This is a genomic window from Lentzea xinjiangensis (genome assembly GCF_900110955.1).
In the GTDB taxonomy this organism is placed as follows: Bacteria; Actinomycetota; Actinomycetes; order Mycobacteriales; family Pseudonocardiaceae; genus Lentzea; species Lentzea xinjiangensis.
Genome location: NZ_FOFR01000016.1, coordinates 1 through 23,023, shown reverse-complemented (window position 1 = coordinate 23,023; position 23,023 = coordinate 1). Strand labels below are relative to the sequence as shown.

Genomic DNA, 23,023 nt, shown 5'->3' with positions numbered 1-23,023 from the left:
GTGTCCGCATGGAGGCCGCGCTGCGCATGCTGGAGCTCGACGTCCGGCGCCGCCTCGACGGCCTGCTGCAGGGCAACCACCTCGGTCTCGTGCCGGGGCCCGGTACCGAACCGGGCGAGGCGCGGACCTACCAGCCCGGCGACGACGTGCGCCGGATGGACTGGGCGGTCACGGCCCGCACGACGGTGCCGCACATCCGCGAGACCGTCGCGGACCGCGAGCTGGAGACGTGGATGGCGATCGACCTGTCGCCGTCGCTCGACTTCGGCACGGCGGCCTGCGAGAAGCGCGACCTGGTCATCGCCGCGACGGCCGCGGTCGCGCACCTGACGCGCGGCGGCGGCAACCGGATCGGCGCGGCCGTGTCGACGGGCGCGGAGAACATCCGCATCCCGGCGCGCGGCGGCCTGGCACACGCGCGGGGCATGATCCGCAAGATCGCCGAGGTGCCGCGGGCGGCCGAGGGCACGCGCGGCGACCTGGCGGCGCTGCTGGAACAGCTCCGCCGCCCGCCGCGCAGGCGCGGCCTGATCGTCGTGATCTCCGACTTCCTCGGCGGCATGGAGTGGCAACGGCCGTTGCGCGCGCTGTCGGCGCGGCACGACATCGTGGCCGTCGAGATCGTCGACCCGCGTGACGTCGACCTGCCCGAGGTCGGCACGGTCGTGCTGTCCGACCCGGAGAGCGGGCGGCAGCGCGAGGTGACCGCGTCCGCGTTGCTGCGCAAGGAGTTCAACGCCGCTGCCGCGGAGCACCGCGCCGAGGTGGCCGCGGGGCTGCGCCGCGCGGGCGCCGGGCACCTGGTGCTGCGCACCGACTCGGACTGGATCGCGGACACGGTTCGTTTCGTGGTGGCGCGCAAGCGCCGCTGGTCTGGGGGTGTCACGTGAGCTTCTCGAACTTCGTCGCCCCGTGGTGGTTCCTGCTGCTCGTCGCGGTGGCGCTGCTGGCAGCCGGCTACGTGGTGGCGCAGCGCGTGCGGCGCAAGCGGGTCCTGCGGTTCACCAACCTGGAGCTGCTGGAGAAGGTCGCGCCCAAGCGGGAACGCTGGTCGCGGCACGTCCCGGCGGCGTTCCTGCTGGCCGCGCTCGCGTTGCTGACGGTCGCGCTGGCCGGACCGACGTCCGAGCAGCGGGTCCCGCGCAACCGGGCGACGGTCATGCTCGTGGTCGACGTGTCGCTGTCCATGAAGGCCACCGACGTGAAGCCCTCACGGCTGGAGGCCGCGCAGGTGGCCGCCAAGTCGTTCGCCGAGGGCCTCACGCCGGGCATCAACCTCGGCCTGATCTCGTTCGCCGGGTCCGCCACCGTGCTGGTCGCGCCGACGACGGACCGCGCGGCCGTCACGCAGTCGATCGACGGGCTCAAGCTCGCCCAGTCGACCGCGACCGGTGACGCGCTGGTGGCCGCGATGGCGTCGATCGACTCGTTCGGCAAGGTCGTCGGCGGCGCCGAGGGTCCGCCGCCCGCCCGCATCGTGCTGATGACGGACGGCAAGGAGACCGTCGGCACCCGCAAGGCCTTCGACGCGGCCGAGGACGCGAAGAAGGCCGGCATCCCGATCTCCACGATCTCGTTCGGCACCGAGGAGGGCGTCGTCGACATCGAGGGCCGGCAGCAGTCCGTGCCGGTCGACGACGACTCGATGAAGGAGATCGCGAAGATCTCCGGCGGCGAGTTCTTCAAGGCCGCCTCCGCGGAGGAGCTGCGCCGCGTCTACGACACGCTCGGCGAGCAGATCGGCTACGAGAAGAAGCAGGCCGACGCCTCGAAGCCGTGGCTGCTGCTCGGCACGATGACGGCGATGTTCGCGGCCGCCGCGGCCCTGCTGCTGGGTCAGCGCCTGCCGTAGGTCAGCAGCACGACCCCGACCCCGAACGCCCTGGTGCTCTTGAGCGCCAGGGCGGTCGGCTTGCGGAAGAACGGCGTGCCGCGGCCGATCGCGACCGGGTTCACGTAGAGGCGGATCTCGTCGACCAGGTCGAGCTCGAAGAACGTCTGGAGCAGGTCGGGCCCGCCGACCATGCTGTCGCCGGGCAACGACCTGATCTCGTCGGGGTCGACCTCGCGGCGGGTCTCGGTGTTCCACTCGGTGAACTCGCGCGTGCGGGAGTAGACGATCTTGCGCACGTCACGCCAGATCGGGGCGAACTCGCGTTGTTTCTGCGGCCAGTCGGGGTTCTCGTCGCCGTGTGGCCACGCCTCCAGCATCAGCTCGTGCGTGCGGCGGCCGTCGAGGAACGCGCTCATCGTCGCCAGCTCGGCGTTGATGTGGTCGTGCAGCTCGTCGTCCATGTGGTGCCAGCCGATGTCGTGGCCCGGTCCTTCGAAGAACCCGTCCAACGAGACCGACGCCATCGTGGTGATCATCCGTGCAGCCTCCGGTATTCCGCGGTCGCGCCTGGGTGCAGGGGCACTCTGCCCGTGTCGATGAGACTGCGCACGTCGAGGTACTGGGTGCCGAGCGCCTGCTGCGGCACGAGCTCGGCCGCCTTGGCGACCAGGAGCCGCACGACCGCGCCGGCGTAGGCGTCGCCGAGGTCCGGCCGGCACACCAGCAGGTTCGGCGTGCCGATCGTGGGCACGTCGACGGGTGAGCCGTACACGCCCGCGCGGACGTCCACGCGTTCGTAGACCTTGCCGTGCTCCTGGCGCAGCCTCGGCAGGAAGGAGTCGAGGGGCAGCAGCCTGATCCCGCTCGCCCGGCCGAGCTCCGGGGTCGGGACGCCGCCGGACCACAGCAGTGCCGCGATCTCGCCGGCCTTGAGCGCGTCGACGGCGTTGCGCAACGGGTAGTGCTCCTCCCGCACGCCCAGCGCGAGCCGTTCGCCCTGCAACGCGGCGCCGGACCCGGCCGCCCCCAGCGACACGGGCTTGCCGACCAGGTCGGCCGGTGTCCGGTAGGGGGAGGAGTCGAGCACCACGAGCTGCAGGTAGTTCTCGTAGACGCGGCCCAGCGCGACGATGCCGGACTCGAGGTGGGCGCTGTCGCTCAAGGTCAGCGCCAGGTCCGCGGTGCGGTCGCGCAGGTGCCCGAGGTTGTCGGCGCTGCCGCCGGTCTGGATCGGGGTGATGGTGAGCGGGCTCGGGGTCAGGCGGGACAGCAGGCCGGCGAAGTCGTGGTAGAAACCGCCGGGCTCACCACCCGCGATCCTGATGGTGCCGCCGGGTTCGCCCGTCCCGCAGGCGGTGACGGCGAGCGCGCCGAGCAGGAACGTGCGGCGCCTCACAGCAACGGCTCCTTCGGCAGCTCCACGGTGACCACCAGCCCGCCGTCGCTGTGCAGCCTCAGCGTGCCGCCGTGCGCGGTCACGATCCGTTCCGCGATGGCGAGCCCGAGGCCGGTTCCGCGGTTCGTGCCGTCACCGCGCCAGAACCGCTCCGTGGCGCGCTGCAGGTCCTCTTCGGACAAGCCGGGACCGTTGTCCCGCACGGTGAGCGTGGCGCGGTCGCAGACGACCAGGACCTCGTCGCCGCCGTACTTGATGGCGTTGTCCAGCACCACGTCGAGCACCTGCGCGAGGTCCGACACCGCGCACCGCACCAGCCCTGGCGTCCGGTCGGCGACGGTGATCGTCACGCCGGCGGACTGGGCAGCGGCCCGCCACGCGTCCACCCGGTCGTGCGCCACGACCTGCAGGTCGGCGAGCTCGGGCTCGACCCCGCCGGCGGCGCGTTCGGTGGCGGTGCTCTCCGCCGACGCCAGCGCCAGCAGGCCGTCGAGCAACGACTCCAGGCGCTCGACCTCGGTGAGCAGCGAGCCGTTGGACGGCAGCATGTCCACGCGCAGCCGCAGCGCCGCCATGGGGTTGCGGAGCTGGTGCGAGGCATCGGCGATCAGCCGCCGTTGCTGGTCGGCGGCTTCGGCGACGGCGTCGGACATGCGGTTGAACGACTCCGACAACGCCCGCAGCTCGGCCGGCCCGGCGGTGTCCGCGACGTGCGTGCGCCGCTGGCCCTCCGCCACCGCCCGCACGCCCCGGTCGAGCTCCTTGAGGGGCCGCAGCAGCCACCGGGAGACCACGAGCGCCAGCAGCACGCACGCGCACGCCGCCAGCAGAGCCCCGGCCAGCACGAACGTCCACCGCCGGGCCACGTCGAGCGCGGCCACCTCGGTGGAGGCGCGCAGCACCACCGCGCCCGCGACCTTCGTGCCGGTGCCGACCGGGCGGGCGAACAGGACGTCGCCGCGGTTCCAGGGCAGCACGGTCGGTACCGGTGCGGCGGGCTGGTTGCGCAGCGCGGCGTCGATCTGCGCGGAGACGTCGGCGACCGCCATGCCCGACTCGACGACGGGCACGCCCGCCGCGGTCACGACGACCACCTCCTCGCCGTAGACCTCGGTGTAGCGCTGCGCCTCGGACACCACGACGTCGGCGGGCAGGGTGGCGAAGCGGTCCAGGTCGGCGGTGCGGCTGATCACGAACTGCTGGGTGCGCTCGGAGGCCGTGCTCATCAGCAGCGGGAACGCGAAGGCGGTGACGGCCGAGAGCGAGAACAGCAGCAGCACCACCAGAAGCCGTTGCCGCATCTACTCACCGAGCCGGTAGCCGAAACCGCGGATCGTGTGCAGCAGCCCCGGCCGGTCGAGCTTGGCCCGCAGCTGGGTGAGGTGCACGTCGAGCGTGCGCGACACGGCCACGAACGCGTTGCCCCACACCTCGTCCATGAGCTGCTGGCGGCTGACCGCGGTGCCGGGCCTGCGCGCCAGCACTGCCAGGACGTCGAACTCCTTGGTGGTCAGCGAGATCTCGTGCCCGCCGACGACGACCTGGCGGCTCTGCAGGTCGATCTCCACATCGGACACCCGCACGAGCTCGCCCGCCTCGCGGGACCGGGCGGCGCTGCGCCGGGCCACCGCGTCGATGCGCGCCAGCAGCTCGGCCAGCCGCACGGGTTTCACCAGGTAGTCGTCCGCGCCGAGCCGCAACCCGCGCACCACCGTGCGCTCGTCGCCGCGCGCGGTCAGCACGAGCACCGGCACCGGGTCGATCTTGCGGAGCTTGCGCAGCACCTCCAGGCCGTCCTGGTCGGGCAGGCCGAGGTCGAGCAGGACGACGTCCGCCTCGCGGTGGGCGATCAGCGCGTCGGCGCCCCTGCGCACGCGGGCCGGCCGGTGCCCGTTCGCCCGCAGCGCTTCCACCAGGGCGTCCGCGACACCGTCGTCGTCTTCGACCAACAGCACCCGCATGGGAGCAGTATCGCCCCAGAAGACCGTTTCCGGCGGGTGTCGACGCGCCTAAGTGACTGTAAAGAAGCCGGGGGCGCGGTTGTGGCGGGTGCGGACCGGCCGGGAGGGTGGGCAGGAGCTTCGCGGGGGGCGGTCATGCGGCGACCGCCTCCCGCTTTCCCGCCGGGCAGGACGCCGGGGGCGAACCGCTCGACCGAGGCGGCCGTGCCCGCCGCCGTCCGGCGGGCACGGCCGCGCTCAGCTCCGCGAGGTCAGCACCGCTCCTCGGTGAATCCGGCGTACCCGCCGGACACGGTGCCGTAGGCCATGGTGCAGTACTGCAGCGTGTTCGCGCCGCGCGACCACACCTCCTGCTGGCCGCGCCCACCGCTGTTGCCGTCGATCTCCCCGTCGCCCCTGGTGATGGCGACCGTGGCGATGAAGTTCGGGTGGCCGGCCTTCCACGAGTCCCAGACGTAGATGTAACCCCAGTTCTTGTTGCAGCCCTTGAACTGCTTGACCGAGGCGACGGTCGCGCTGCCGCTCTTGAGGTACTTGGTGGCGCCGATCTGGGTGACGCCGGAGGGGCACGCCGGGTTCGTCTCGGCCTGGGCGGTGCCGGTGCAGGTCAGCGCGACGGCCGCGGCCGCGAGAACGGTGGCTCCGATGGTCTTCAGCATGTCAGCAACGCTCCTCTGTCTCGACGCCGCCGCCGTACGACTGCGCCACGATCGAGCCGTATCCCCTGGTGCACTTGGTCAGCGTGTCCGTGCCGTACGACCACAGCTCCTGCTGGCCGCGGGCGCCTGCCCGGTAACCGCTCGGGAACTCGGCGCCGCGCACCTGGACGCCGGCGTAGGGGGTGTAGTCGGTGTGATCGGCGCGCCACGAGTCCCAGACGTAGACGTAGCCCCAGTTCTTGTTGCAGCCCTTGAACTGCTTGACCGAGGCGATGGTCGTGCCCCCGTGCTTGATGTAGCTCGTGGCACCGATCTGGGTGACGCCGGAGGGGCACGCCGGGTTCGTCTCGGCCTGGGCGGTGCCGGTGCAGGTCAGCGCGACGGCCGCGGCCGCGACAACGGTGGATCCGATGGTCCTCAGCACGTCAGCAGCGCTCCTCGGTGAGCCCGGACAGCATGTAGTCGGCCGAGACGACCGAGCCGTACGCCCTGGTGCAGACCGACAGCGTGTTCGAGCCGTTCGACCAGGCCTCCTGGTCTCCCTCGTCACCGCCGCTGTAGCCCAGCGGGCCCTCGCTGGTGCGCGTCATGATGCCCGCGGCCGCGCGGAACTTCGGGTGCCCGGCCTTCCACGAGTCCCAGACGTAGACGTAGCCCCAGTTCTTGTCGCAGCCCTTGAACTGCTTGACCGAGGCGACGGTCGCGCTGCCGCTCTTGATGTACTTGGTGGCGCCGATCTGGGTGACACCGCTCGGGCACTTCGGGTTCGTCTCGGCCTGAGCGGGGCTCGCGCACGTCACCGCGACCGCCGCTGCCGCCAGCACGGCGGCACCAATCCTTCTTCGCATGCGCACGACTCTGGCCGTGCCCGGTTAGCCGTCGGTAAATCACACCAGCAGCCCCGCGAGCACGGTGGCCAGGTGCATGGGGTCGCGGTCGGTCGTGTGGCGGATCTGCGTGCGGCAGCTGAAGCCGTCGGCGATGACCAGCGCGTCCTCGTGCCGGTGCAGGGCGGGCAGCAGGTCCTGCTCCGCGCAGGCGATCGACACGTCGTAGTGCCCGCGCTCGAAGCCGAAGTTGCCCGCCAGCCCGCAGCAGCCCTCCACGACCTCCGGCGCGATCCCGGCACTGGCCAGCGCGGCGCGGTCGGCCTGGAAGCCCAGTTCCGCGTACTGGTGGCAATGGGTCTGCACGACGGCTTCGCGCGCACCTCCCAGCTCGGGCAACCGCGGGGCGACGTGCTCGGCGAACGTGCGGGTGGCGTCGGCGAGCGCGCGCACGGCCGGTTCGCCCGACAGCTTCGGGGCCTCGGCCTTGAGGAACGCCGTGCAGCTCGGCTCCAGCCCGATCACCGGGACGCCCCTGCTCGTCCAGGGGTGCAGCGCCCTGGCGGTCCGCTCGACGACCCGGCGGGCTCTGGGGAGCTGTCCGGTCGAGTGCCATGTCAGTCCACAGCAGATGGTGCGCGCAGGGAGCTCGACGCGGTTGCCCAGGTGGGCCAGGACGTTCGCGGCGTCGATGCCGATCCCCGGCTCGAAGTGGTTCGTGAACGTGTCGGGGAACAGCAGCACCGGATCACCCTCGCCGAGCGGGCGCAGCCGCCGGAGCAGGGGAGTGACCGGGGTGGGCAGCTCGCGTTCGGGCGTGAGGCCGGCGAGCCGGCCGAACCGGGCGGTGAACCCGGTGACGAGCCCGTACCGCAGCCACGTCGGCAGCCACCCCATCGCGTAGTGCGAGCGCGGCCGCAGCCGCCGTTTGTAGTGCTCGTGCAGGAACTCCGCCTTGTAGCTCGCCATGTCGACGTCGACCGGGCAGTCGCGCTTGCAGCCCTTGCACCCCAGGCAGAGGTCCAGCGCCTCGGCGACCTCCCGCGAACGCCAGCCGCCGGGGATCACGTCACCGGCGAGCATCTCGAACAGCAGGCGGGCCCGGCCGCGGGTCGAGTGCTTCTCCTCGCGGGTCACGCGGTAGCTCGGGCACATGACACCGCCCTTGGTGTTCAGGCACTTGCCGACGCCGACGCACCGCCGTGTGTCGCTCGCGAACTCCGCGCGCGTCGGAATCCGGGGCGGCGCGACGAGGATCCGCAGGTCGTCGTCGAGCTTGCGCGGCTCGACGATCCGGCCGGGGTTGAGCAGGTTGCCCGGGTCGAAGGCGTGCTTGAACCGCCCGAACGCCTCGATCGCCGCCGGCGGGTACATCCGGCTGAGCAGCTCCGACCGCGCCTGGCCGTCGCCGTGCTCGCCGGAGAGGCTGCCGCCGTGCCGCACGACCAGGTCGGCGGCGTCCTGGAGGAACTCGCGGTAGCCGTGCGCCAGGTCGAAGTCGATGCGGACGTGCAGGCAGCCCTCGCCGTAGTGGCCGTAGGTGATGCCGCGCCGGCCGTGCCCGGCTAGCAGCTCGTCGAACTCGCGCAGGTAGGCGCCGAGCCGCTCCGGCGGGACGGCGGCGTCCTCCCAGCCCGACCAGGCCTCGCCGCCGTCGGGCATCCGGGTCGCGAGCCCCGCGCCGTCCTCGCGGATCCGCCACAGCGCCCGCTGCTGCGCGGGGTCGTGGACGATCATCGAACTCTTGGTGATCTTCGCGACGCGTTCGGGGTTGTCCTCGACCTCCACGAACAGCCAGCTACGGCCTTCGGGCAGGTCGGGCCGCGTCCGCACGGCCCGCACCAGCGCCTCGTCGACGCCCTCGACCGCGAGCGCGCCCTCGATGCCCGGCGCGTGGTCGGCGGCGGCGTAGGTGTCGGGGAACCCGAGCACGACCAGGACGCGGCGCTCCGGGCGCCGCACGAGCTTGAGCTCCGCGCCGAGCAGGACCACGCACGTGCCCTCGGTGCCAACCAGCTGCTGGGTGAGCGTCGGGGCGTCCAGCGCGTACCCGCTGACCCGGCGGGTGAGCCGCGGGAACCACGCGGGGTCGAACCCCGGCAGCTCCAGCGCGGGCGGGCTCGTGGTGTCGAACGTGCGGCCGTCGGCGGTGAGCACGTGCAGGTTCGCGACGTTCTCGCTGGTCTTGCCCCATCTCACCGAGTGCGCGCCGCAGGCGTTGTTGCCGATCATCCCGCCGATCGTGCAGCGCGAGTGCGTCGACGGGTCCGGCCCGAAGAGGTACGCGCCGGCCTGGGCGTTGATCCGGTCGAGCACCGCTCCCGGCTGCGCGAACGCCCGGTCGCCCGCGATCTCGAAGGCGGTGAGGTACCGGCTGAAGTCGATCACCAGGCCGGTGCCGCACGCGTTGCCCGCGACGGAGGTCCCCGCGCCCCGGCTGGTGATCGGCACGCGGTGCCGCGCCGCCAGCCCGACGGCCGCGACCACCGCGTCGGTCGTGCGTGGACGGACGACGACCCGCGGCACGTGCCGGTAGTTCGACGCATCCGCCGAGTACAGGGCCCGGCTCGCCGGGTCGTCGAGCACGTCACCGTCCACCTCGCGGCGGAGCTGATCGAGGAACGCGCGCATGACCCGATCATGCCCGCCCGGATGTGACATGGCTCCGCCGATGCCGGACTACCTGCCGGTAGCCGATAGCCTCACCCGGTCAACCAGCACAATCGCAGGGAGAGCTAGTGAGTCGGTCCGTTCTGGTCACCGGAGGCAACCGCGGCATCGGCCTCGCCATCGCGCGGGCGTTCGCGGCGCAGGGCGACAAGGTCGCGGTGACCCACCGCGGGTCCGGCGTTCCCGAAGGCCTGCTCGGGGTGAAGTGCGACGTGACCAGCGCCGAGGAGATCGACGCCGCGTTCACCGAGGTGGAAGCCGCGCACGGTCCGGTGGAGGTGCTCGTCTGCAACGCCGGCATGACCCAGGACACGCTGCTGCTGCGCATGAGCGAGGAGCAGTTCACCCAGGTCGTCGACGCGAACCTGACGGGCGCGTTCCGGTTCGCCCAGCGCGCCTCCCGCGGCATGCTGCGCAAGAAGTTCGGCCGCATCGTCTTCATCTCCTCCGTCGTGGGCTTCACCGGCGGCGCCGGTCAGGTCAACTACGCGGCGTCCAAGGCGGGCATGGTCGGCATGGCGCGCTCGATCGCCCTGGAGCTGGGCTCGCGCAACATCACCGCGAACGTCGTCACGCCCGGCTTCATCACCACGGACATGACCGCCGACCTGCCGGAGGCCGTCCGCGAGGCCGCGCTCAAGCAGATCCCGGCCGGTCGTTACGGTGCGGCGGACGAGATCGCGCGCGCCGTCACGTTCCTCGCGGCGGACGAGGCCGGCTACATCAACGGTGCCGTGCTGCCGGTCGACGGCGGCCTCGGCATGGGCCACTGATCTTGTCGTACCGGGTGTTCTTCGTACTGCGAAAGGGTTGGATCAAGTGACCGGACTGCTCGAGGGCAAGCGACTGCTGATCACCGGTGTGATCACCGACGCGTCGATCGCCTTCCACGTCGCGCGCGTCGCCCAGGAGCAGGGCGCCGAGGTCGTGCTGACCGGGTTCGGCCGGATGAGCCTCGTGCAGCGCATCGCCCAGCGCCTGCCCAAGCCCGCGCCCGTGGTCGAGCTCGACGTGCAGAACCAGGAGCACCTGGACACGCTGGCCGAGCGCGTCGGCGAGCACGTCGACGGCCTCGACGGCGTCGTGCACGCCATCGGCTTCGCCCCGCAGAGCTGCCTCGGCGCGCCGTTCATGGACGCGCCGTGGGAGGACGTCTCGGTCGCGATGCACGTGTCGGCGTACTCGTACAAGGCACTCGTGCAGGCCGTGCGCCCGATGCTGTCGCACGGCTCGTCGGTCGTCGGCCTCGACTTCGACGCCCGCCAGGCGTGGCCCGCCTACAACTGGATGGGCGCGGCGAAGGCGGCGTTCGAGTCGATCAACCGCTACATGGCGCGCGAGCTCGGCCCGGACGGCATCCGCGTGAACCTCATCTCGGCCGGCCCGGTGCGCACCATGGCGGCGAAGTCGATCCCCGGCTTCTCGGAGCTCGAGAAGATGTGGGGCGAGAAGGCGCCGCTGAGCTGGGACGTCGACGACCCCACGCCGGTCGCCAAGTCGGTCTGCGGCCTGCTGTCCGACTGGTTCCCGGCCACAACGGGCTCCATGGTCTTCGTCGACGGCGGAGTGCACTTCCTCGGTCTCTGAGGTCACATCGGTTCGTCATGTGGGGCGATCGGGCGTCTGATTGGATGGAGCGGTGAGTTTCGACGCGCTGCTGTGGCTGTCCTTTGGCGGCCCTGAAGGTCCGGAAGACGTCCGCCCCTTCCTGGAGAACGTGGTCCGCGGACGTGGCGTGCCGCCGGAGCGGCTGGACGAGGTCGAGGCCCACTACCAGCACTTCGGCGGCGTGTCGCCGATCAACCGCCTGAACCTCGAAGCGATCGAGGCCGTCCGCGCCACGGGCTTCGAGCTGCCGATCTACTTCGGCAACCGCAACTGGCACCCGATGGTCGAGGACACCGTCGCGCGGATGAAGGCCGACGGTGTCCGCAGGGCCCTGGTGTTCCCGACCAGCGCCTACGGCGGCTACTCCGCGTGCCGGCAGTACGACGAGGACATCGTGCGTGCCCTGGCAGCCGTTCCGGACGGCCCCGAACTGGTGAAGCTGCGCCAGTTCTTCGACCACCCGCTCTTCATCTCCGCCTTCGCCGACGGTGTGCGCGCCGCGGCCGCGTCGTTGTCCGGCGCCTACCGGCTCGTCTTCACCGCGCACTCGGTGCCGGTGTCGGCCGACAAGGCCGCCGGGCCGCCGTCCGAGGGCGGCTACCGCTACTCGCGCCAGGTCGTCGAGGCCTCCCGGCTGGTCGCCGCCGAGCTGGGCGTCACCGAGTACGACGTGGTGTGGCAGTCGCGGTCGGGGCCGCCGCAGATCCCGTGGCTCGAGCCCGACATCGTCGACCACATCGACGCCTTGCACGCCAAGGGCGTCACCGGGGTCGTGGTGTGCCCGATCGGGTTCGTGTCCGACCACCTCGAGGTGGTGTGGGACCTCGACACCGAGGCCCGCGACCGCGCCGGCGAGCTCGGCATGGAGTTCGCCCGCGCCGCCACGCCGAACGGTGACCCGCGCTTCGCCGAGCTCGTGGTCGAGCTGGTCACCGAGCACACGTCGGGGGCTCCGGCGCGGAAGCTGTCCGGCTTCGCTGCCGCGGGCTGCACGGTGAACGGCGCGCCCTGTGCGCCGTTGTGCTGCGAACCCGTGAAGCGGCCCGTCCGCCAAGGGTGACGTCCGGCGGCCGGTCAGCCCGCTGACGGGTGCGCCGGGCTAGTGGCCCTGCAGGGCTCCCGTCAGCGCCTGCTCGGCGGTGGCGGGCAAGGCTCCGTCGTGGTCGAGCGCGTAGCGGACGATGCTGCGGAACTCGTCGCTGAACCGCGAGTAGTAGGGCGTGACCGGCCGCAGCCGGGCGTTCTCGATGGCCTTCAGCAGCGTGCGGGCGTACGGGTGCTCGGTGGCGACCCGGCTGTCCTGGTAGACGATCCCGCGGGTGGCGGCGAGGCCTCCCCGTTCGAACAGGAGTTGCTGGCTGCGCGGGCCGGTGAGGAACTCGATGAGGGCCTGGGCGGCGCGGGGCTTGGTGGACTTGGCGGAGATGGCGAGGTTCTGGCCGCCGAGGACGCTCGGGCCGGGCAGTGGCGCCACCTCGAAGTCGATGCCCGCCCGACCGGCCGACTCGGCGCGGTTGCCCAGCAGGGTGCGGTGGGCGACGGGCCAGTTCCGCATGAAGACGATCTTGCCGTCGCGGAACGCCTGGGTGGTGAGCTGTTCGCTCTGGGCGCGGGACTCCGGCAGCACCACCGGCCGCTCACCCTTCAGACCGTCGGCGAGCCAGCGCAGGGCGCGGCGGGTGCGGTCGGAGTCGATCACGACCTTGCCGGTGTCGTCGACGACGTCGCCCTTCTCCGCCCAGATCAGCTCCAGGGCGTTCACGGTGAGGCCCTCGTAGTCCGCGAACTGGCCGCCGTAGCCCGCGACGAGGCGGGCGTCCCGCGCGGCGCGCAGCGCGCGGGTGGAGGTGGTGGCGATGTCGTCGAGGCCGAGCGGCTCGTCCTCGACCAGGTCCTTGCGGTAGAAGAGCAAGCCGGCGTCGGTGTTGAACGGCAGCGCCCACAGCACCCCCTGGTAGCGGCAGCTCTCCAGCGGCCGGCGGAGGAAACCACTGGTGTCCACTGTGGACAGGGGGCGCAGGTGGCCGGACTGGGCGAACTCGGCGGTCCAGGTGATGTCGAGGTTGAAGACGTCGACGGTGCCCGCCTTCTCCCTGGCGCGCGCGACCATCTCGCTGCGCTGGCCGTCGGACTCCACCGGCAGTTCGACGATCTCCGCGGGCTGTTCGGGGTGCTCGGCGTTCCACTGGTTGATCAGCGCGCGGCGCTGGCCGCCGTCGCTCTGGTCGCGGCCGCTGAGCACGACGAGCTTGCCCTTCTCCCACTCCGTCGACTCGCGGAAGAGGGGCTGCACCCCGCTGGTGAACAGGATCGTCAGCACGATGCCGACGGCCATGCCCATCGCGAGCCACGAGCGGTTCGCCCACACCACTCCTGGCGGCCCCAGCCTCGGTCTGGCCGCCCACGTGCGTCTCCACCACCTCATGCCGCGCCTCCCCACACCCTGCGGAACAACGCCGCCAGGTCGTCCCCGAGCGTGTCCGTCGTCGAGTCGCGGCACTCGCCGCCGGCCGCGTCCGTGATCGAGGTCAGCGCGTGCGCCGCGCAGCTCGCGTCGCCCACGGCGATGACGAACACCCTGATCCCCTTCTGCCGCACCGCCTCCACCACGTCCTGACGGGTCTGGGCGCTCGTCGTGTCCTCGCCGTCGGTCAAGGCGATCACCGCGCTGACGTGGTTCGCGTCGTCGGCGCCCGCCCGGTCGAGGCTGTCGAGGATCGCCTGGTGCAGCGGCGTGCCACCGGAGGGCGTGACCGTGCCCAGGGCGGCGGTCGCGGCTTCCCGGTCGCGCCTGCCCAGGGGGATGAGCGGCCGGACGTCGTCGTTGTTGAACACCGACAAGCCGTACGTGTCCTTGGCACCCATCTGCGTGAGAGCTTTGCGGACACCCTCGACCGCGACGGCGAACCGCGTCTCGCCCGTCGCCGTCGGCTCGACCATCGACCCGGAGGCGTCGAGCGTGAGCCAGACGCGGCCGTCCCTCTTGGCCTGCTGGTACTTCTTCTGGAACTCGGCCTGCGCCGCCTCGCCGGGCGCGGCCTCTGCGCGGTCGAGCGCCAGACCGGCCCGCACACCGAGTTCCTCGCGGAACTCGGCTCCCGCGGCCTGCCGCGCGGGCCGCAGTCCGGCGACGTTGAGCGCCGTCATCCCCTCCTGCGTGCCGAGCCACGCCTGGAACGCCTTCGCGGGCTCGCGCGCGGCGTGGTTCGACACGTCCGGCGCGTCCCACTCGACGAGGTTCAGCGGGTAGTCGGCGCGGTAGGTGTCCGACGGGTACAGCGCGGTGAGGCACGGCTTCTGCGCGCAGCTCGTCTTGTTGTGCCGCATCAGCACCTGCTCGGTGGTGATCATCGCGGCACCCGGCCGCGGCCGGTCGGCCTCGACGACGCGGCGTTCCACCACGGCCGGTTCGAGCGTCTCGTACAGCGCCTGCGCCGCGAGCCTGCCGTCGATCGCCAGCAGCGGGTTCGGCCTGCCGATCGTGATGCCGGTGTTGCCCACCTTCGTCAGCAGCTCGCCCCACGTCTCCGCCGAGCCGGAGACCACGTCCCGCGCGATCGGTCCCGGCACCGCGAGCACGACGGGCGAGAACGCGACGGACTCGCCGGGCCTGATGCGCACCGCCGACCCGATGCCGCCGGTGCGGCGCACCACCTCGTTCGTCTCCGTGGTCGAGTCGGGCAGCCACACGTCCGGGTGCGGCCCGACCTCGCGGAGGTCCTGCGACGACCAGGAGGAGCGCAGCGCGATGGCACCCCTGGTGCCCGGCGCCGAGAACACGTACAACCGCGCCGTGCGGCACCCGTGGTTCTCCGCGGCCGTGTGCTGCTCGAACTTGCGCGCCACCTCACCGACCGCGGGCGCCGCGTCCTGCGACGTCAGCACCCGCACCTCGACCGGCTGCGGGCAGCCCAGCAGCAGCACCCGGCCGTACGCGACCACCGGCGGCGCCGCGAGCACGACGACCCCCGCCGCGACGACCAGCACGGCCGTGAACACCACCCAGCGCAACCGGATGCGCTTGACGAGCTGGTTCAACCGGTCGATCGCGGAGGCGGACAGCACCAGCAGCGTCGCTCCGAGGCAGTAGAGCACCCACGACTGCCAGGTCTTGAGCGACCCGGTGGCCGCCTCGGAGAGCAGGTGCCCGGCGACCGCGGCCAGCATGAGGGCGCCCGCGTACCGGGGTGCTGTGCTCGACCGGCGCTGGTCGACGTCGTCCATCCGGCGTCCTCCCCACCGGCACCCTATGCGGGGGCACCGACACTTCTGGGGCGGTTGGCGGCTCAGGGGGACCGGACGGGGGAGAACCACTCGTTCGGATCAGTGCCGGCGCGGTCCGGGGGCCTCGGCCGGACCCGTCGCTGGTGGAGGGTGGTGTGCCGAGGCCGGGCTGTCGTCTGCGAGCGCTCGTGCGGCGGGGTGTCTGCATCGCGCCGGATCCGCCCGCGCGCGACCGACGCCCGGCGTGGGCGCTTGCGAGCGTCGCCTTCCGCGCCGGACCGGCGGTCAGTGCCGCCCGGCGCCGCTGTCCGCCAGCACGCGCACGGCCTCGTCCACCGCGGCGCACCGCGCCCGCCGCACCGCTTCCGACAACGGCTGCAGCGCCTCGGTGCGGGCCGTGGTCGCGGAAGCCGACATCGCGCCACCGGGGGAGTCGGACCTCGCCACGGACAGGATGGCGTCCACCTCGGCGGCGCGTTGCAGCACCCGCAGCGAACGGGGCGGCATCGCGTCCGGCCAGGGGAGGGTGGAGTTCCCGGCGGCCAGGTCGGCGATCTCCTTGCGCACGTTCGGGCGGTGCTTGGCCACGTCCAGCGAGGCCAGGGCCGCGGTCGCCTCGCGAAGGGCCGCGCCGAGGCCGTGCTCGGCCTCGCCGATCGGGATGTGCTCCAGGCCGTTGGAGGACGGCAGGTCGAACACCGTCCAGCGCATCACGCCGTCGGCCACGACCTTCGGCACCAGGCCGACGTGCACCGACGGGATCACGAGCGCCTCGCCGGACCTCAGCGCGCAGGCCGACAGCGGGCCCTTGCCGCCCAGGCCGCGCACGTCACCGGGCACGGGCAGCACGAGCCGCGCCGATGTCGCTCCCGCGCGCCGCAGGGCGGCCAGCAGCAGGGCGGGGCCCACCGGGGCCTCGTCGGGACCGGGGAGGTCGAGCGCCGTGGCGGTGCCGTCGTCGTCGGCCACCACCTCGTGCTGCTCGGCCCACGTGTGCAGGGCGTCGAGGACGTCGTCGGAGGCGGCCAGACCGTGCAGCCATCCCGACGTCCACACGACCAGCGTGGCACTCGCACAGGACACGCGACGAGATTACGTTGCCCCGCCCCGTCCGCCCCACCCGGTGTGCCCGATCCGGGCCACCTACCTGGCCGGACCGATGTGCTGCTCGAGCAGCGCCCGGAACGACGTCACGTCCTCATCGGACGCGAAGGCCCGGTGCGGCACGGAAAGCGACGCCACGCCCTCGTCGAGCGTCTCCAGCACGAAGCCCTGCCGCGTCTCGGTCCAGGCCGGCAGCTCCTGCCAGACGATCTCCTCGCGCACGGAGCCGCCGACGGCCATCCGGAACGACCGGTCGTCCGCGCTGCCGACGACGGTCCGGCTGATCATCTCGTCCGACGAGAAGCGCCACCACACCGCGATCGGCTCCATGAACCCGATGACCAGCGCGGCCACCAGGCCGAAGACCGCCACCGGCGCCATGTCGTCGAAGCCGAGGAGCAGCACCAGCGAGATCACGCCGAACGCGAGCGCGAACCACGGGGCCCACCTGAACATCGGCACCATCGCGCGCAGGCTGGCCCGCCAGTCCGCGGGGGAGGGCGCCCACCTGAAATCGACACTGTTGCTCATATCGCCCCGCATTCTGCTGCACGAGCCCCGGACGCATCCGGGGGATGAGGAAAGAGGACGGCTGAGCGCAACGCCGCCGTGAAGGGGGAGTCGCCACGTTCGCCGGGGCCAGTTCGCTCACGGCGTACAGCGCCGTGCGGTGGAGATGGGCGTGCTGTCCGGGCGCCCGGCGGCGGGGGCTGGAGCCGCTCCACGTCGACGGGTCAGGTTTCGGTGCGTAGCGTCGTTCGCGTGACCCAGAACCTGGCCCGCACGGCGGGCGAACTGCGCGCCGCCGGCCACCTGCCGCGCGGCGTCAAGACCGAGATCAGGGAGAACCTCCTCGCTGCCCTGCGCGAGGGGCGCAACCCGTGGCCCGGCATCGTCGGGTTCGACCGCACGGTGCTCCCGCAGCTGGAACGAGCGCTGCTGGCCGGCCACGACGTCGTGCTGCTCGGCGAGCGCGGGCAGGGCAAGACGCGCCTGCTGCGCACCCTGGTCTCGTTGCTCGACGAGTGGACGCCTGTCATCGAGGGCTCCGAGCTGGGCGAACACCCGCTCGACCCGATCACGCCCGAGTCCCGCCGCCGTGCGGCCGAGCTCGGCGACGACCTGCCGGTGGTGTGGCGGCACCGCGACGAGCGCTACGCCGAGAAGCTCGCCACGCCCGACACGTCCGTCGGCGACCTGGTCGGCGACGTCGACCCGGTGAAGGTGGCCGAGGGCCGTTCGCTCGGCGACCCGGAGACGATCCACTACGGCCTGCTCCCGCGCGCCCACCGCGGCATCATCGCCATCAACGAGCTCCCCGACCTGGCAGAGCGCATCCAGGTCGCGCTGCTCAACGTGATGGAGGAGCGCGACATCCAGGTCCGCGGGTACACGCTGCGGCTGCCGCTGGACGTGCTGCTGGTGGCCACCGCGAACCCCGAGGACTACACGAACCGCGGACGCATCATCACGCCGCTGAAGGACCGCTTCGGCGCCGAGGTGCGCACGCACTACCCGTTGGAGGTCGACGCCGAGGTCGACCTGGTCCGCCAGGAGGCCGACCTCGTCGCCGAGGTGGGCGACCACCTGCTGGAGATCATCGCCCGGTTCGTCCGGCACCTGCGCGAGTCGTCGTCGATCGACCAGCGCTCGGGTGTGTCCGCCCGGTTCGCCGTCGCGGCGGCGGAGACCGTCGCGGCGTCGGCGCTGCGCCGGTCCGCGCTGATCGGCGAGACCCCGGCCATCGCCCGGCCGATCGACCTGGAGTCGGTGCCGGACGTGCTGCGCGGCAAGCTCGAGTTCGAGGCGGGCGAGGAGGGCCGCGAGGAGGAGGTCCTCGTCCACCTGCTGCGCCGCTCGATCGCCGACACGGCCCGCGCGCGCCTGGCCGGGGTGAACCTGAGGGCGCTGGCCGAGGTCGTCTCGGACGGCCACCCGGTCGCGACCGGTGACCGCGTGCACGCCGGCGACCTCCTGGCGGCCCTGCCGGAGCTGCCGGTCCTGCACGAGGTGGCGGCACGGCTGGGCGCGGGCCCGAAGGACCCGGTCGGCCGCATCGCCTCGGCCGTGGAGCTCGCCCTGGAGTCGCTCTACCTGACTCGCCACCTGTCGAAGGACACCTCCTCCGACGACGACCGATCGGTGTACGGATGAGGTACCGCTACGGACGCTGGGGCGGGGGCGCCGACCCCCTGGCGCCGCCGGTCGACCTCCGCGCGGCCGTCGACGAGCTCGGCCGCGAGATCATGGAGGGCGCGTCGCCGTCCTCCGCCCTGCGCGAGCTGCTGCGCCGCGGCGTCGACGGCACGCGCGGCCTCGACGACCTGACGTCGCGCCTGTGGCAGCGCCGTTCGTCCATCCAGCGGCGGCACCGCCTGGACGGCACGCTGACCGAGGTCCGCCGGCTGCTCGACAAGGCCGTCGAGGCCGAGCGGCGGGCGTTGTTCCCGGACCCCTCCGACGACGCGCGCTTCCGCGAGGCCCAGCTCGACGCCCTGCCGCCCGGCACCGCCGCGGCCGTGCAGGAGCTGTCCTCCTACGACTGGCGGTCGGAGGAGGCCCGCGAGGCGTTCGAGCAGATCCGCGACCTGCTCGGCCGTGAGCTGCTCGACCAGCGCTTCCAGGGCATGAAGGAAGCGCTGTCCAACGTGGGCTCGGAGGACGTCAAGCGAATCCAGCGGATGTTGCGCGACCTCAACTCGCTGTTGGAGGCGCACGCCGCCGGCTCGGCGGAGACGCCGCGCCTGTTCGACGAGTTCATGCGCAAGCACGGCGAGTTCTTCCCCGAGAAGCCCCGCAACGTCGACGAGCTCATCGACGCCCTGGCGGCCCGCTCGGCCGCCGCGCAACGCATGATGAACTCGATGACCGACGCCCAGCGCGCCGAGCTGTCGGCGTTGTCGCAGCAGGCGTTCGGCGGCATCGGCTCGCACCTGTCCACTCTGGACTCCCTGCTGCAACGCCTGCGTCCCGGCGAGGACTGGACGTCCTCCGCGCGTTTCCGCGGCCAGGACCCGCTGGGCCTGGGCGAGGGCGCGCAGGCGATGGCGGACCTGGCCGAGCTCGACGCGCTGGCCGAGCAGCTCGCCCAGTCGTACCCCGGCGCCCGCCTGGAGGACATCGACCTGGAGGCGCTGGAACGCCAGCTCGGCGAGTCGGCCACGGTCGACGCGCGCCGGCTGGCGGAACTGGAGAAGGCGCTGCGGCAGCAGAACATCCTGGAACGGGCACCGGACGGCTCGCTGCGCCTGACGCCGAAAGCGTTGCGGCGCCTGGGAGAGACGGCGCTGCGCGGCGTCGTGGACCAGCTCCGCTCGTCGCAGGGTTCCCGTGACACCGTCTCCGCCGGTGCCGCGGGCGAGCTGATGGGCTCGACACGACCGTGGCAGTTCGGCGACACAGAGCCGTGGGACGTGCCGCGCACGCTGCGCAACTCCGTGCTGCGGTCGGGTTCCATGTCACTGGACGTGGTCGACCTCGAAGTGTCCGAGACAGAGCACCGCACGCGCGCGGCCGTCGCTCTGTGCGTGGACACCTCCTGGTCGATGGTGCAAGACGGCCGTTGGGTGCCGATGAAACGCACGGCTTTGGCGCTGCATCACCTCGTGCGCACCCGTTTCCGCACGGACGCCTTGCAACTGGTGACCTTCGGCCGTTACGCCGAGGCCGTGGACATCGGCCAGTTGACGGCGCTGGAGGGCGTGTGGGAGCAGGGCACGAACCTGCACCACGCGTTGTTGCTGGCAGGACGGCACGTGCGACGCCATCCCGACGCACAGCCCGTGGTGCTCGTCGTGACCGATGGCGAGCCCACGGCGCACCTGGAACCGGAGGGCGACGCGGAGTTCAACTACCCGCCGCTGCCCAGGACGCTGACCAAGACCCTGGCCGAGGTCGACGCGCTGGCCAGGCTCGGGGCGACGATCTCGGTGTTCAAGCTGGGCGACGACCCGCGCTTGGCGCAGTTCGTGGACATCGTGGCCCGGCGGGGCGGCGGCCGGGTGGTGTCGCCGGACGAGGAGGGACTGGGCGCCGCCGTGGTGAGCGACTACCTCAGGTCACGGCGGCGGCGCCGGTGATGCCGCGCCTGTGGTGAGTGGCGCGCCACCACCGGCCGCGATGCGGAGGCTCCTGGTGGCGGCCGCTCTGAGCGGTGCGCCGTCGACCGTGCACGCACTGGTGACCGGCGACGATCCGTTGCGTGCCACGAAGGCCGCGGGATCGTTGGTCGGCGGTGGGGCGGGCGCGGGCGTGGTGGTGCATCTGGCCGTGTCGGCGTGGTGGACATTCGCGCTCACGCGGTTGCGGGTGCGCGGTGTCGCCGCCGGTGCGGTGGCCGGGATGGTGATCGCCGCCCTGGACTTGGAGGTCATCGGGCGGCACAACACGCGGATCCGGGCTCTGCCGAGGGTGCCGCAATGGCTCGACCACATGGCTCTCGGCGTGCTGGTGGCCGCTCGCCGCCGTCGTGGTGCTCGGGTGTGATGGCCAGGTGGGACGGGCCAGGCAGGGCGGCCGGACGGCGTTACCGGCCGCGGTGGCCGGGCGTGGTGGTCGGGCGTGGTGGTCGGGCGTGGTGGTCGGGCGTGGTGGTCGGGCGCGGTGACCCGCCGTGGTGGCCTGACGGTGTGATCGGTCGGGTGATTCAGCCGCGGTGGCCAGGCGAGCGACCTGGCCGGGGTACTCGGGCGCGGTGACCACGCGCGGCCGACCAGCCGCACCGGCCAGCCGCACCGACGAGCCGCACCGACGAGCCGCACCGACGAGCCGCACTGCCCAGCCGCACTGCCCAGCCGCACTGCCCAGCCGCACTGCCCAGCCGGAGTCACCAAGCGCGATGACCACCCACCCAGCGGCCCGAACCCGCCCTCACAACTCGTGGAGCGCCGCCAGCCGGGGCAGCCGGGCCGCCATCTCCTCCTCGTCGTTGAAGTCGAAGTCCCAGTCGGGGTCGAGCGCCGGGTAGCGGATGGTGAAGGCGTCCTCCGGCAACCGCATGCCGGTGGCCCTGATGTGGGCGTCCCACGCGATCGACAGGGCCCTCTCGCTCGTCAGGTCCTCGCCCGCCTCGGCGGCGGCCACGACCACCGGCAGGTCGGCCAGCGAGTCCGGGGAGGCCACGGCGGCGCGGTAGACCTCCTCGCCCTGGGTGAGCAGCCAGCCGCGGAAGTAGTCGAAGCCGTCGTCCGAGCAACTGCAGTTGATCAGGCTGGCCGCCGCCCACAGCGGGTTGCGGTACGACTCGCCCATGAGGTCCCACAGCACCTGCTGCGCCGCGACGATCTCGGCCGGGGGCATGGCCGCGAGCAGGGAGGTGGCGGCGGCGGCCACGGCGTCGCCGTCGGACGGGTCGTCGACGCTCGCGCGGGCGTCGGCGATCAGCTTCCAGAAGGTCTTCGAGTCCACGTGGGTCAGCGTGGCAGAGGGGTCCGACAATTTTCCGGCGTCGCGTGAGCCACTAGGTTGAGAGCATGATCAGGACCTTGTGGCGTTCGCTCGAAGCCGTGCACGCGATGATCTACTTCGTCCCCGAGGCGGACTCCCGCTACCGCGACGCGGGCCTCGACCGGCCCGGTGGCTACTTCGCGTCCCGCGCCGCCGCGCTCGGGGAGGCGAGCGCCGAGGTCGTGATCTCCACCTTCTACAACTTCAACCCGGCTCTGGTGAGGGCGCGCGTTCCGCGGGTGTGGGAGACGGTGTCGCCGCAGCGGGTGCTCGAGCTGCGCCTCGCGGCGGCGGACGAGGCGCTCGGCAAGGTGCTGCCGGACGACCTGGAGGAGATCAACGAGCTCGCGCGGCGGGCCGCCGAGCGGTCCGCGGAGATGCTGCACGGGCGCACGCTCTTCGCCGCGCACGCGAGCCTGCCGTGGCCCGACGAGCCCCGGCTGCGGTTGTGGCACGCCCAGACGCTGCTGCGCGAGTTCCGCGGTGACGGGCACCTCGCGGCCCTGCTGCGGCACAACATCACCGGCCTGGAGGCGCTCGTGCTGCACGCGGCGGAGGGCGACTACGCGGCCGAGACGCTGCGCAAGACCCGTGGCTGGTCCGAGGAAGAGTGGGCCGGGACCGCGGAGGACCTGCGCGCCCGCGGCCTCGTCGGCGACGACGGCCTGCTCACCGCCGCCGGGCGTGAGCTGCGGCAGAGCATCGAGGACGAGACGGACGCGATGAACGCGCCCGCCTACGACGTCCTGTCCGAGCAGGAGAAGCAGCGCTTCGTCGAGCTGGCCGCGCCGTTGAGCAAGGCCGTCGTCGATGCGGGAATGGTCCCCGGCCGGCGCTAGGGCCCGTCCTCAAAGCTGGTTGCTCTGACATGCTTTGATCTTGTGTCGTGGTGCGCAGGCATGAGCTGACTGATGAGCAGTGGCAGGCGTTGCAGCCGTTGTTGCCGGTGTCGGGTGCGAAGGGTCGTCCGCGGGTGGATGACCGGCGTGTGATCAACGGGATGTTGTTCAAAGCGAAGACCGGGGTGTCGTGGCGTGATCTGCCGGAGCGGTACGGGCCGTGGAAGACGGTCTACAACCGGTTCTGGCGCTGGTCACGCAACGGCACCCTGACCATGCTGGTGTCGAAGGTGCGGGTGATCGCGGAGGCGATCGACGAGCTGGACCGGGAGGTGTCGGTCGACTCGAGCATCGTGCGTGCCCATCAGCACGCGGCCGGTGCCCGCCGTCGTCCGCGTGCGCACACAGGGGGCGAGCGGGTCGTGTGGCGGGCAGACCGAACCAGATGATCATGCT

23 protein-coding genes are annotated in these 23,023 nt (G+C 72.3%); 10 read left to right on the top strand and 13 right to left on the bottom strand.

Annotated elements, in window-relative coordinates:
• Positions 1 to 8: 8 nt before the first annotated feature.
• Both BMW88_RS28595 and BMW88_RS28590 read left to right on the top strand, forming a co-directional pair.
• The gene (locus BMW88_RS28595; protein ID WP_089956718.1) at positions 9 to 890 is read left to right on the top strand and encodes a DUF58 domain-containing protein; all 882 of its coding nucleotides are present in this window, start codon (positions 9 to 11) and stop codon (positions 888 to 890) included.
• Positions 887 to 1,852 (top strand): VWA domain-containing protein, encoded by a 966-nt coding sequence (locus tag BMW88_RS28590; RefSeq protein WP_089956257.1) that lies wholly within the window; start codon positions 887 to 889, stop codon positions 1,850 to 1,852. The genes BMW88_RS28595 and BMW88_RS28590 overlap by 4 nt, the downstream gene beginning before the upstream one ends.
• Here BMW88_RS28590 and BMW88_RS28585 read toward each other — a convergent pair.
• The 8 genes from BMW88_RS28585 to BMW88_RS28550 form a co-directional block, all read right to left on the bottom strand.
• On the bottom strand, positions 1,837 to 2,370 hold the full coding sequence (locus BMW88_RS28585; RefSeq protein ID WP_089956255.1) for a dihydrofolate reductase family protein: 534 nt from the start codon (positions 2,368 to 2,370) through the stop codon (positions 1,837 to 1,839). The genes BMW88_RS28590 and BMW88_RS28585 overlap by 16 nt on opposite strands.
• Complete coding sequence (locus BMW88_RS28580) at positions 2,367 to 3,230, bottom strand: TAXI family TRAP transporter solute-binding subunit (RefSeq protein WP_089956252.1); 864 nt, start codon at positions 3,228 to 3,230, stop codon at positions 2,367 to 2,369. Before BMW88_RS28580 ends, BMW88_RS28585 begins: the two co-directional genes overlap by 4 nt.
• Entirely contained in the window at positions 3,227 to 4,531 is a 1,305-nt protein-coding gene (locus BMW88_RS28575; RefSeq protein ID WP_089956249.1) for a sensor histidine kinase, read from the bottom strand. Before BMW88_RS28575 ends, BMW88_RS28580 begins: the two co-directional genes overlap by 4 nt.
• Entirely contained in the window at positions 4,532 to 5,191 is a 660-nt protein-coding gene (locus BMW88_RS28570) for a response regulator transcription factor (RefSeq protein ID WP_089956248.1), read from the bottom strand.
• 251 nt (positions 5,192 to 5,442) lie between these two features.
• Positions 5,443 to 5,850 carry a hypothetical protein gene (locus BMW88_RS28565; protein ID WP_089956246.1) on the bottom strand — a complete coding sequence of 136 codons (408 nt, stop codon included), beginning with the start codon at positions 5,848 to 5,850 and terminating at the stop codon, positions 5,443 to 5,445.
• Between the two features lies 1 nt (position 5,851).
• Positions 5,852 to 6,274: a hypothetical protein gene (locus BMW88_RS28560; RefSeq protein ID WP_089956243.1), complete on the bottom strand. Its 423-nt coding sequence runs from the start codon at positions 6,272 to 6,274 to the stop codon at positions 5,852 to 5,854.
• A gap of 1 nt (position 6,275) precedes the next feature.
• A complete protein-coding gene (locus tag BMW88_RS28555; RefSeq protein WP_143116293.1) occupies positions 6,276 to 6,698 on the bottom strand; it encodes a hypothetical protein in 423 nt (140 codons plus the stop codon).
• Between the two features lie 39 nt (positions 6,699 to 6,737).
• A complete protein-coding gene (locus tag BMW88_RS28550; RefSeq protein WP_089956239.1) occupies positions 6,738 to 9,308 on the bottom strand; it encodes an FAD-binding and (Fe-S)-binding domain-containing protein in 2,571 nt (856 codons plus the stop codon).
• 107 nt (positions 9,309 to 9,415) lie between these two features.
• On the opposite strand from BMW88_RS28550, the gene fabG reads away from it, so the two are divergent.
• From fabG to BMW88_RS28535, 3 genes are read left to right on the top strand one after another with little or no spacing between them, the layout of a single operon-like run.
• Entirely contained in the window at positions 9,416 to 10,120 is a 705-nt protein-coding gene (fabG, locus tag BMW88_RS28545) for a beta-ketoacyl-ACP reductase (RefSeq protein WP_089956237.1), read from the top strand.
• 46 nt (positions 10,121 to 10,166) lie between these two features.
• Entirely contained in the window at positions 10,167 to 10,934 is a 768-nt protein-coding gene (fabI, locus tag BMW88_RS28540) for an enoyl-ACP reductase FabI (protein WP_089956235.1), read from the top strand.
• 52 nt (positions 10,935 to 10,986) lie between these two features.
• Positions 10,987 to 12,015, top strand: coding sequence for a ferrochelatase (locus tag BMW88_RS28535; protein ID WP_089956232.1), 1,029 nt, complete (start codon positions 10,987 to 10,989; stop codon positions 12,013 to 12,015).
• A 39-nt stretch (positions 12,016 to 12,054) separates the two neighbouring features.
• Here the strand turns inward: BMW88_RS28535 and BMW88_RS28530 are convergent, their stop codons facing one another.
• The 4 genes from BMW88_RS28530 to BMW88_RS28515 form a co-directional block, all read right to left on the bottom strand.
• Entirely contained in the window at positions 12,055 to 13,380 is a 1,326-nt protein-coding gene (locus BMW88_RS28530) for an extracellular solute-binding protein (protein WP_089956230.1), read from the bottom strand.
• A complete protein-coding gene (locus BMW88_RS28525; RefSeq protein WP_089956227.1) occupies positions 13,377 to 15,179 on the bottom strand; it encodes a vWA domain-containing protein in 1,803 nt (600 codons plus the stop codon). The genes BMW88_RS28530 and BMW88_RS28525 overlap by 4 nt, the downstream gene beginning before the upstream one ends.
• Before the next feature lie 285 nt (positions 15,180 to 15,464).
• Positions 15,465 to 16,262 (bottom strand): hypothetical protein, encoded by a 798-nt coding sequence (locus BMW88_RS28520; protein ID WP_089956226.1) that lies wholly within the window; start codon positions 16,260 to 16,262, stop codon positions 15,465 to 15,467.
• Positions 16,263 to 16,322: 60 nt separating this feature from the next.
• Positions 16,323 to 16,739: a YcxB family protein gene (locus tag BMW88_RS28515; RefSeq protein WP_143116292.1), complete on the bottom strand. Its 417-nt coding sequence runs from the start codon at positions 16,737 to 16,739 to the stop codon at positions 16,323 to 16,325.
• A 306-nt stretch (positions 16,740 to 17,045) separates the two neighbouring features.
• Here BMW88_RS28515 and BMW88_RS28510 point away from each other — a divergent pair, with 306 nt between their 5' ends.
• Genes BMW88_RS28510 through BMW88_RS28500 form a run of 3 tightly spaced genes read left to right on the top strand, consistent with a single transcriptional unit; the run spans position 17,046 to position 20,768 of the window.
• Complete coding sequence (locus BMW88_RS28510; RefSeq protein ID WP_089956220.1) at positions 17,046 to 18,437, top strand: sigma 54-interacting transcriptional regulator; 1,392 nt, start codon at positions 17,046 to 17,048, stop codon at positions 18,435 to 18,437.
• The gene (locus BMW88_RS28505; protein ID WP_089956219.1) at positions 18,434 to 20,362 is read left to right on the top strand and encodes a vWA domain-containing protein; all 1,929 of its coding nucleotides are present in this window, start codon (positions 18,434 to 18,436) and stop codon (positions 20,360 to 20,362) included. Before BMW88_RS28510 ends, BMW88_RS28505 begins: the two co-directional genes overlap by 4 nt.
• A 40-nt stretch (positions 20,363 to 20,402) precedes the next feature.
• Positions 20,403 to 20,768: a hypothetical protein gene (locus BMW88_RS28500; RefSeq protein WP_089956217.1), complete on the top strand. Its 366-nt coding sequence runs from the start codon at positions 20,403 to 20,405 to the stop codon at positions 20,766 to 20,768.
• A 384-nt stretch (positions 20,769 to 21,152) separates the two neighbouring features.
• Here the strand turns inward: BMW88_RS28500 and BMW88_RS28495 are convergent, their stop codons facing one another.
• Positions 21,153 to 21,689, bottom strand: coding sequence for a DUF4240 domain-containing protein (locus BMW88_RS28495; RefSeq protein ID WP_089956215.1), 537 nt, complete (start codon positions 21,687 to 21,689; stop codon positions 21,153 to 21,155).
• Positions 21,690 to 21,754: 65 nt separating this feature from the next.
• Here BMW88_RS28495 and BMW88_RS28490 point away from each other — a divergent pair, with 65 nt between their 5' ends.
• Both BMW88_RS28490 and BMW88_RS28485 read left to right on the top strand, forming a co-directional pair.
• Positions 21,755 to 22,567, top strand: a complete 813-nt coding sequence (locus BMW88_RS28490; RefSeq protein WP_089956213.1) for an SCO6745 family protein — start codon at positions 21,755 to 21,757, stop codon at positions 22,565 to 22,567.
• Between the two features lie 50 nt (positions 22,568 to 22,617).
• Positions 22,618 to 23,016, top strand: coding sequence for an IS5 family transposase (locus tag BMW88_RS28485; protein WP_177221422.1), 399 nt, complete (start codon positions 22,618 to 22,620; stop codon positions 23,014 to 23,016).
• Positions 23,017 to 23,023: the final 7 nt, after the last annotated feature.

Bases quoted from the DNA above. Each gene is read 5' to 3' on its own strand.
- BMW88_RS28585 (WP_089956255.1), bottom strand. From the start codon at position 2,370: ATGATCACCACGATGGCGTCGGTCTCGTTGGACGGGTTCTTCGAAGGA.
- BMW88_RS28555 (WP_143116293.1), bottom strand. From the start codon at position 6,698: ATGCGAAGAAGGATTGGTGCCGCCGTGCTGGCGGCAGCGGCGGTCGCG.
- BMW88_RS28490 (WP_089956213.1), top strand. From the start codon at position 21,755: ATGATCAGGACCTTGTGGCGTTCGCTCGAAGCCGTGCACGCGATGATC.
- BMW88_RS28500 (WP_089956217.1), top strand. From the start codon at position 20,403: ATGCGGAGGCTCCTGGTGGCGGCCGCTCTGAGCGGTGCGCCGTCGACC.
- BMW88_RS28570 (WP_089956248.1), bottom strand. From the start codon at position 5,191: ATGCGGGTGCTGTTGGTCGAAGACGACGACGGTGTCGCGGACGCCCTG.
- BMW88_RS28550 (WP_089956239.1), bottom strand. From the start codon at position 9,308: ATGCGCGCGTTCCTCGATCAGCTCCGCCGCGAGGTGGACGGTGACGTG.
- BMW88_RS28525 (WP_089956227.1), bottom strand. From the start codon at position 15,179: ATGGACGACGTCGACCAGCGCCGGTCGAGCACAGCACCCCGGTACGCG.
- BMW88_RS28515 (WP_143116292.1), bottom strand. From the start codon at position 16,739: ATGTTCAGGTGGGCCCCGTGGTTCGCGCTCGCGTTCGGCGTGATCTCG.
- BMW88_RS28530 (WP_089956230.1), bottom strand. From the start codon at position 13,380: ATGAGGTGGTGGAGACGCACGTGGGCGGCCAGACCGAGGCTGGGGCCG.
- BMW88_RS28575 (WP_089956249.1), bottom strand. From the start codon at position 4,531: ATGCGGCAACGGCTTCTGGTGGTGCTGCTGCTGTTCTCGCTCTCGGCC.
- BMW88_RS28565 (WP_089956246.1), bottom strand. From the start codon at position 5,850: ATGCTGAAGACCATCGGAGCCACCGTTCTCGCGGCCGCGGCCGTCGCG.
- BMW88_RS28595 (WP_089956718.1), top strand. From the start codon at position 9: ATGGAGGCCGCGCTGCGCATGCTGGAGCTCGACGTCCGGCGCCGCCTC.
- BMW88_RS28505 (WP_089956219.1), top strand. From the start codon at position 18,434: ATGAGGTACCGCTACGGACGCTGGGGCGGGGGCGCCGACCCCCTGGCG.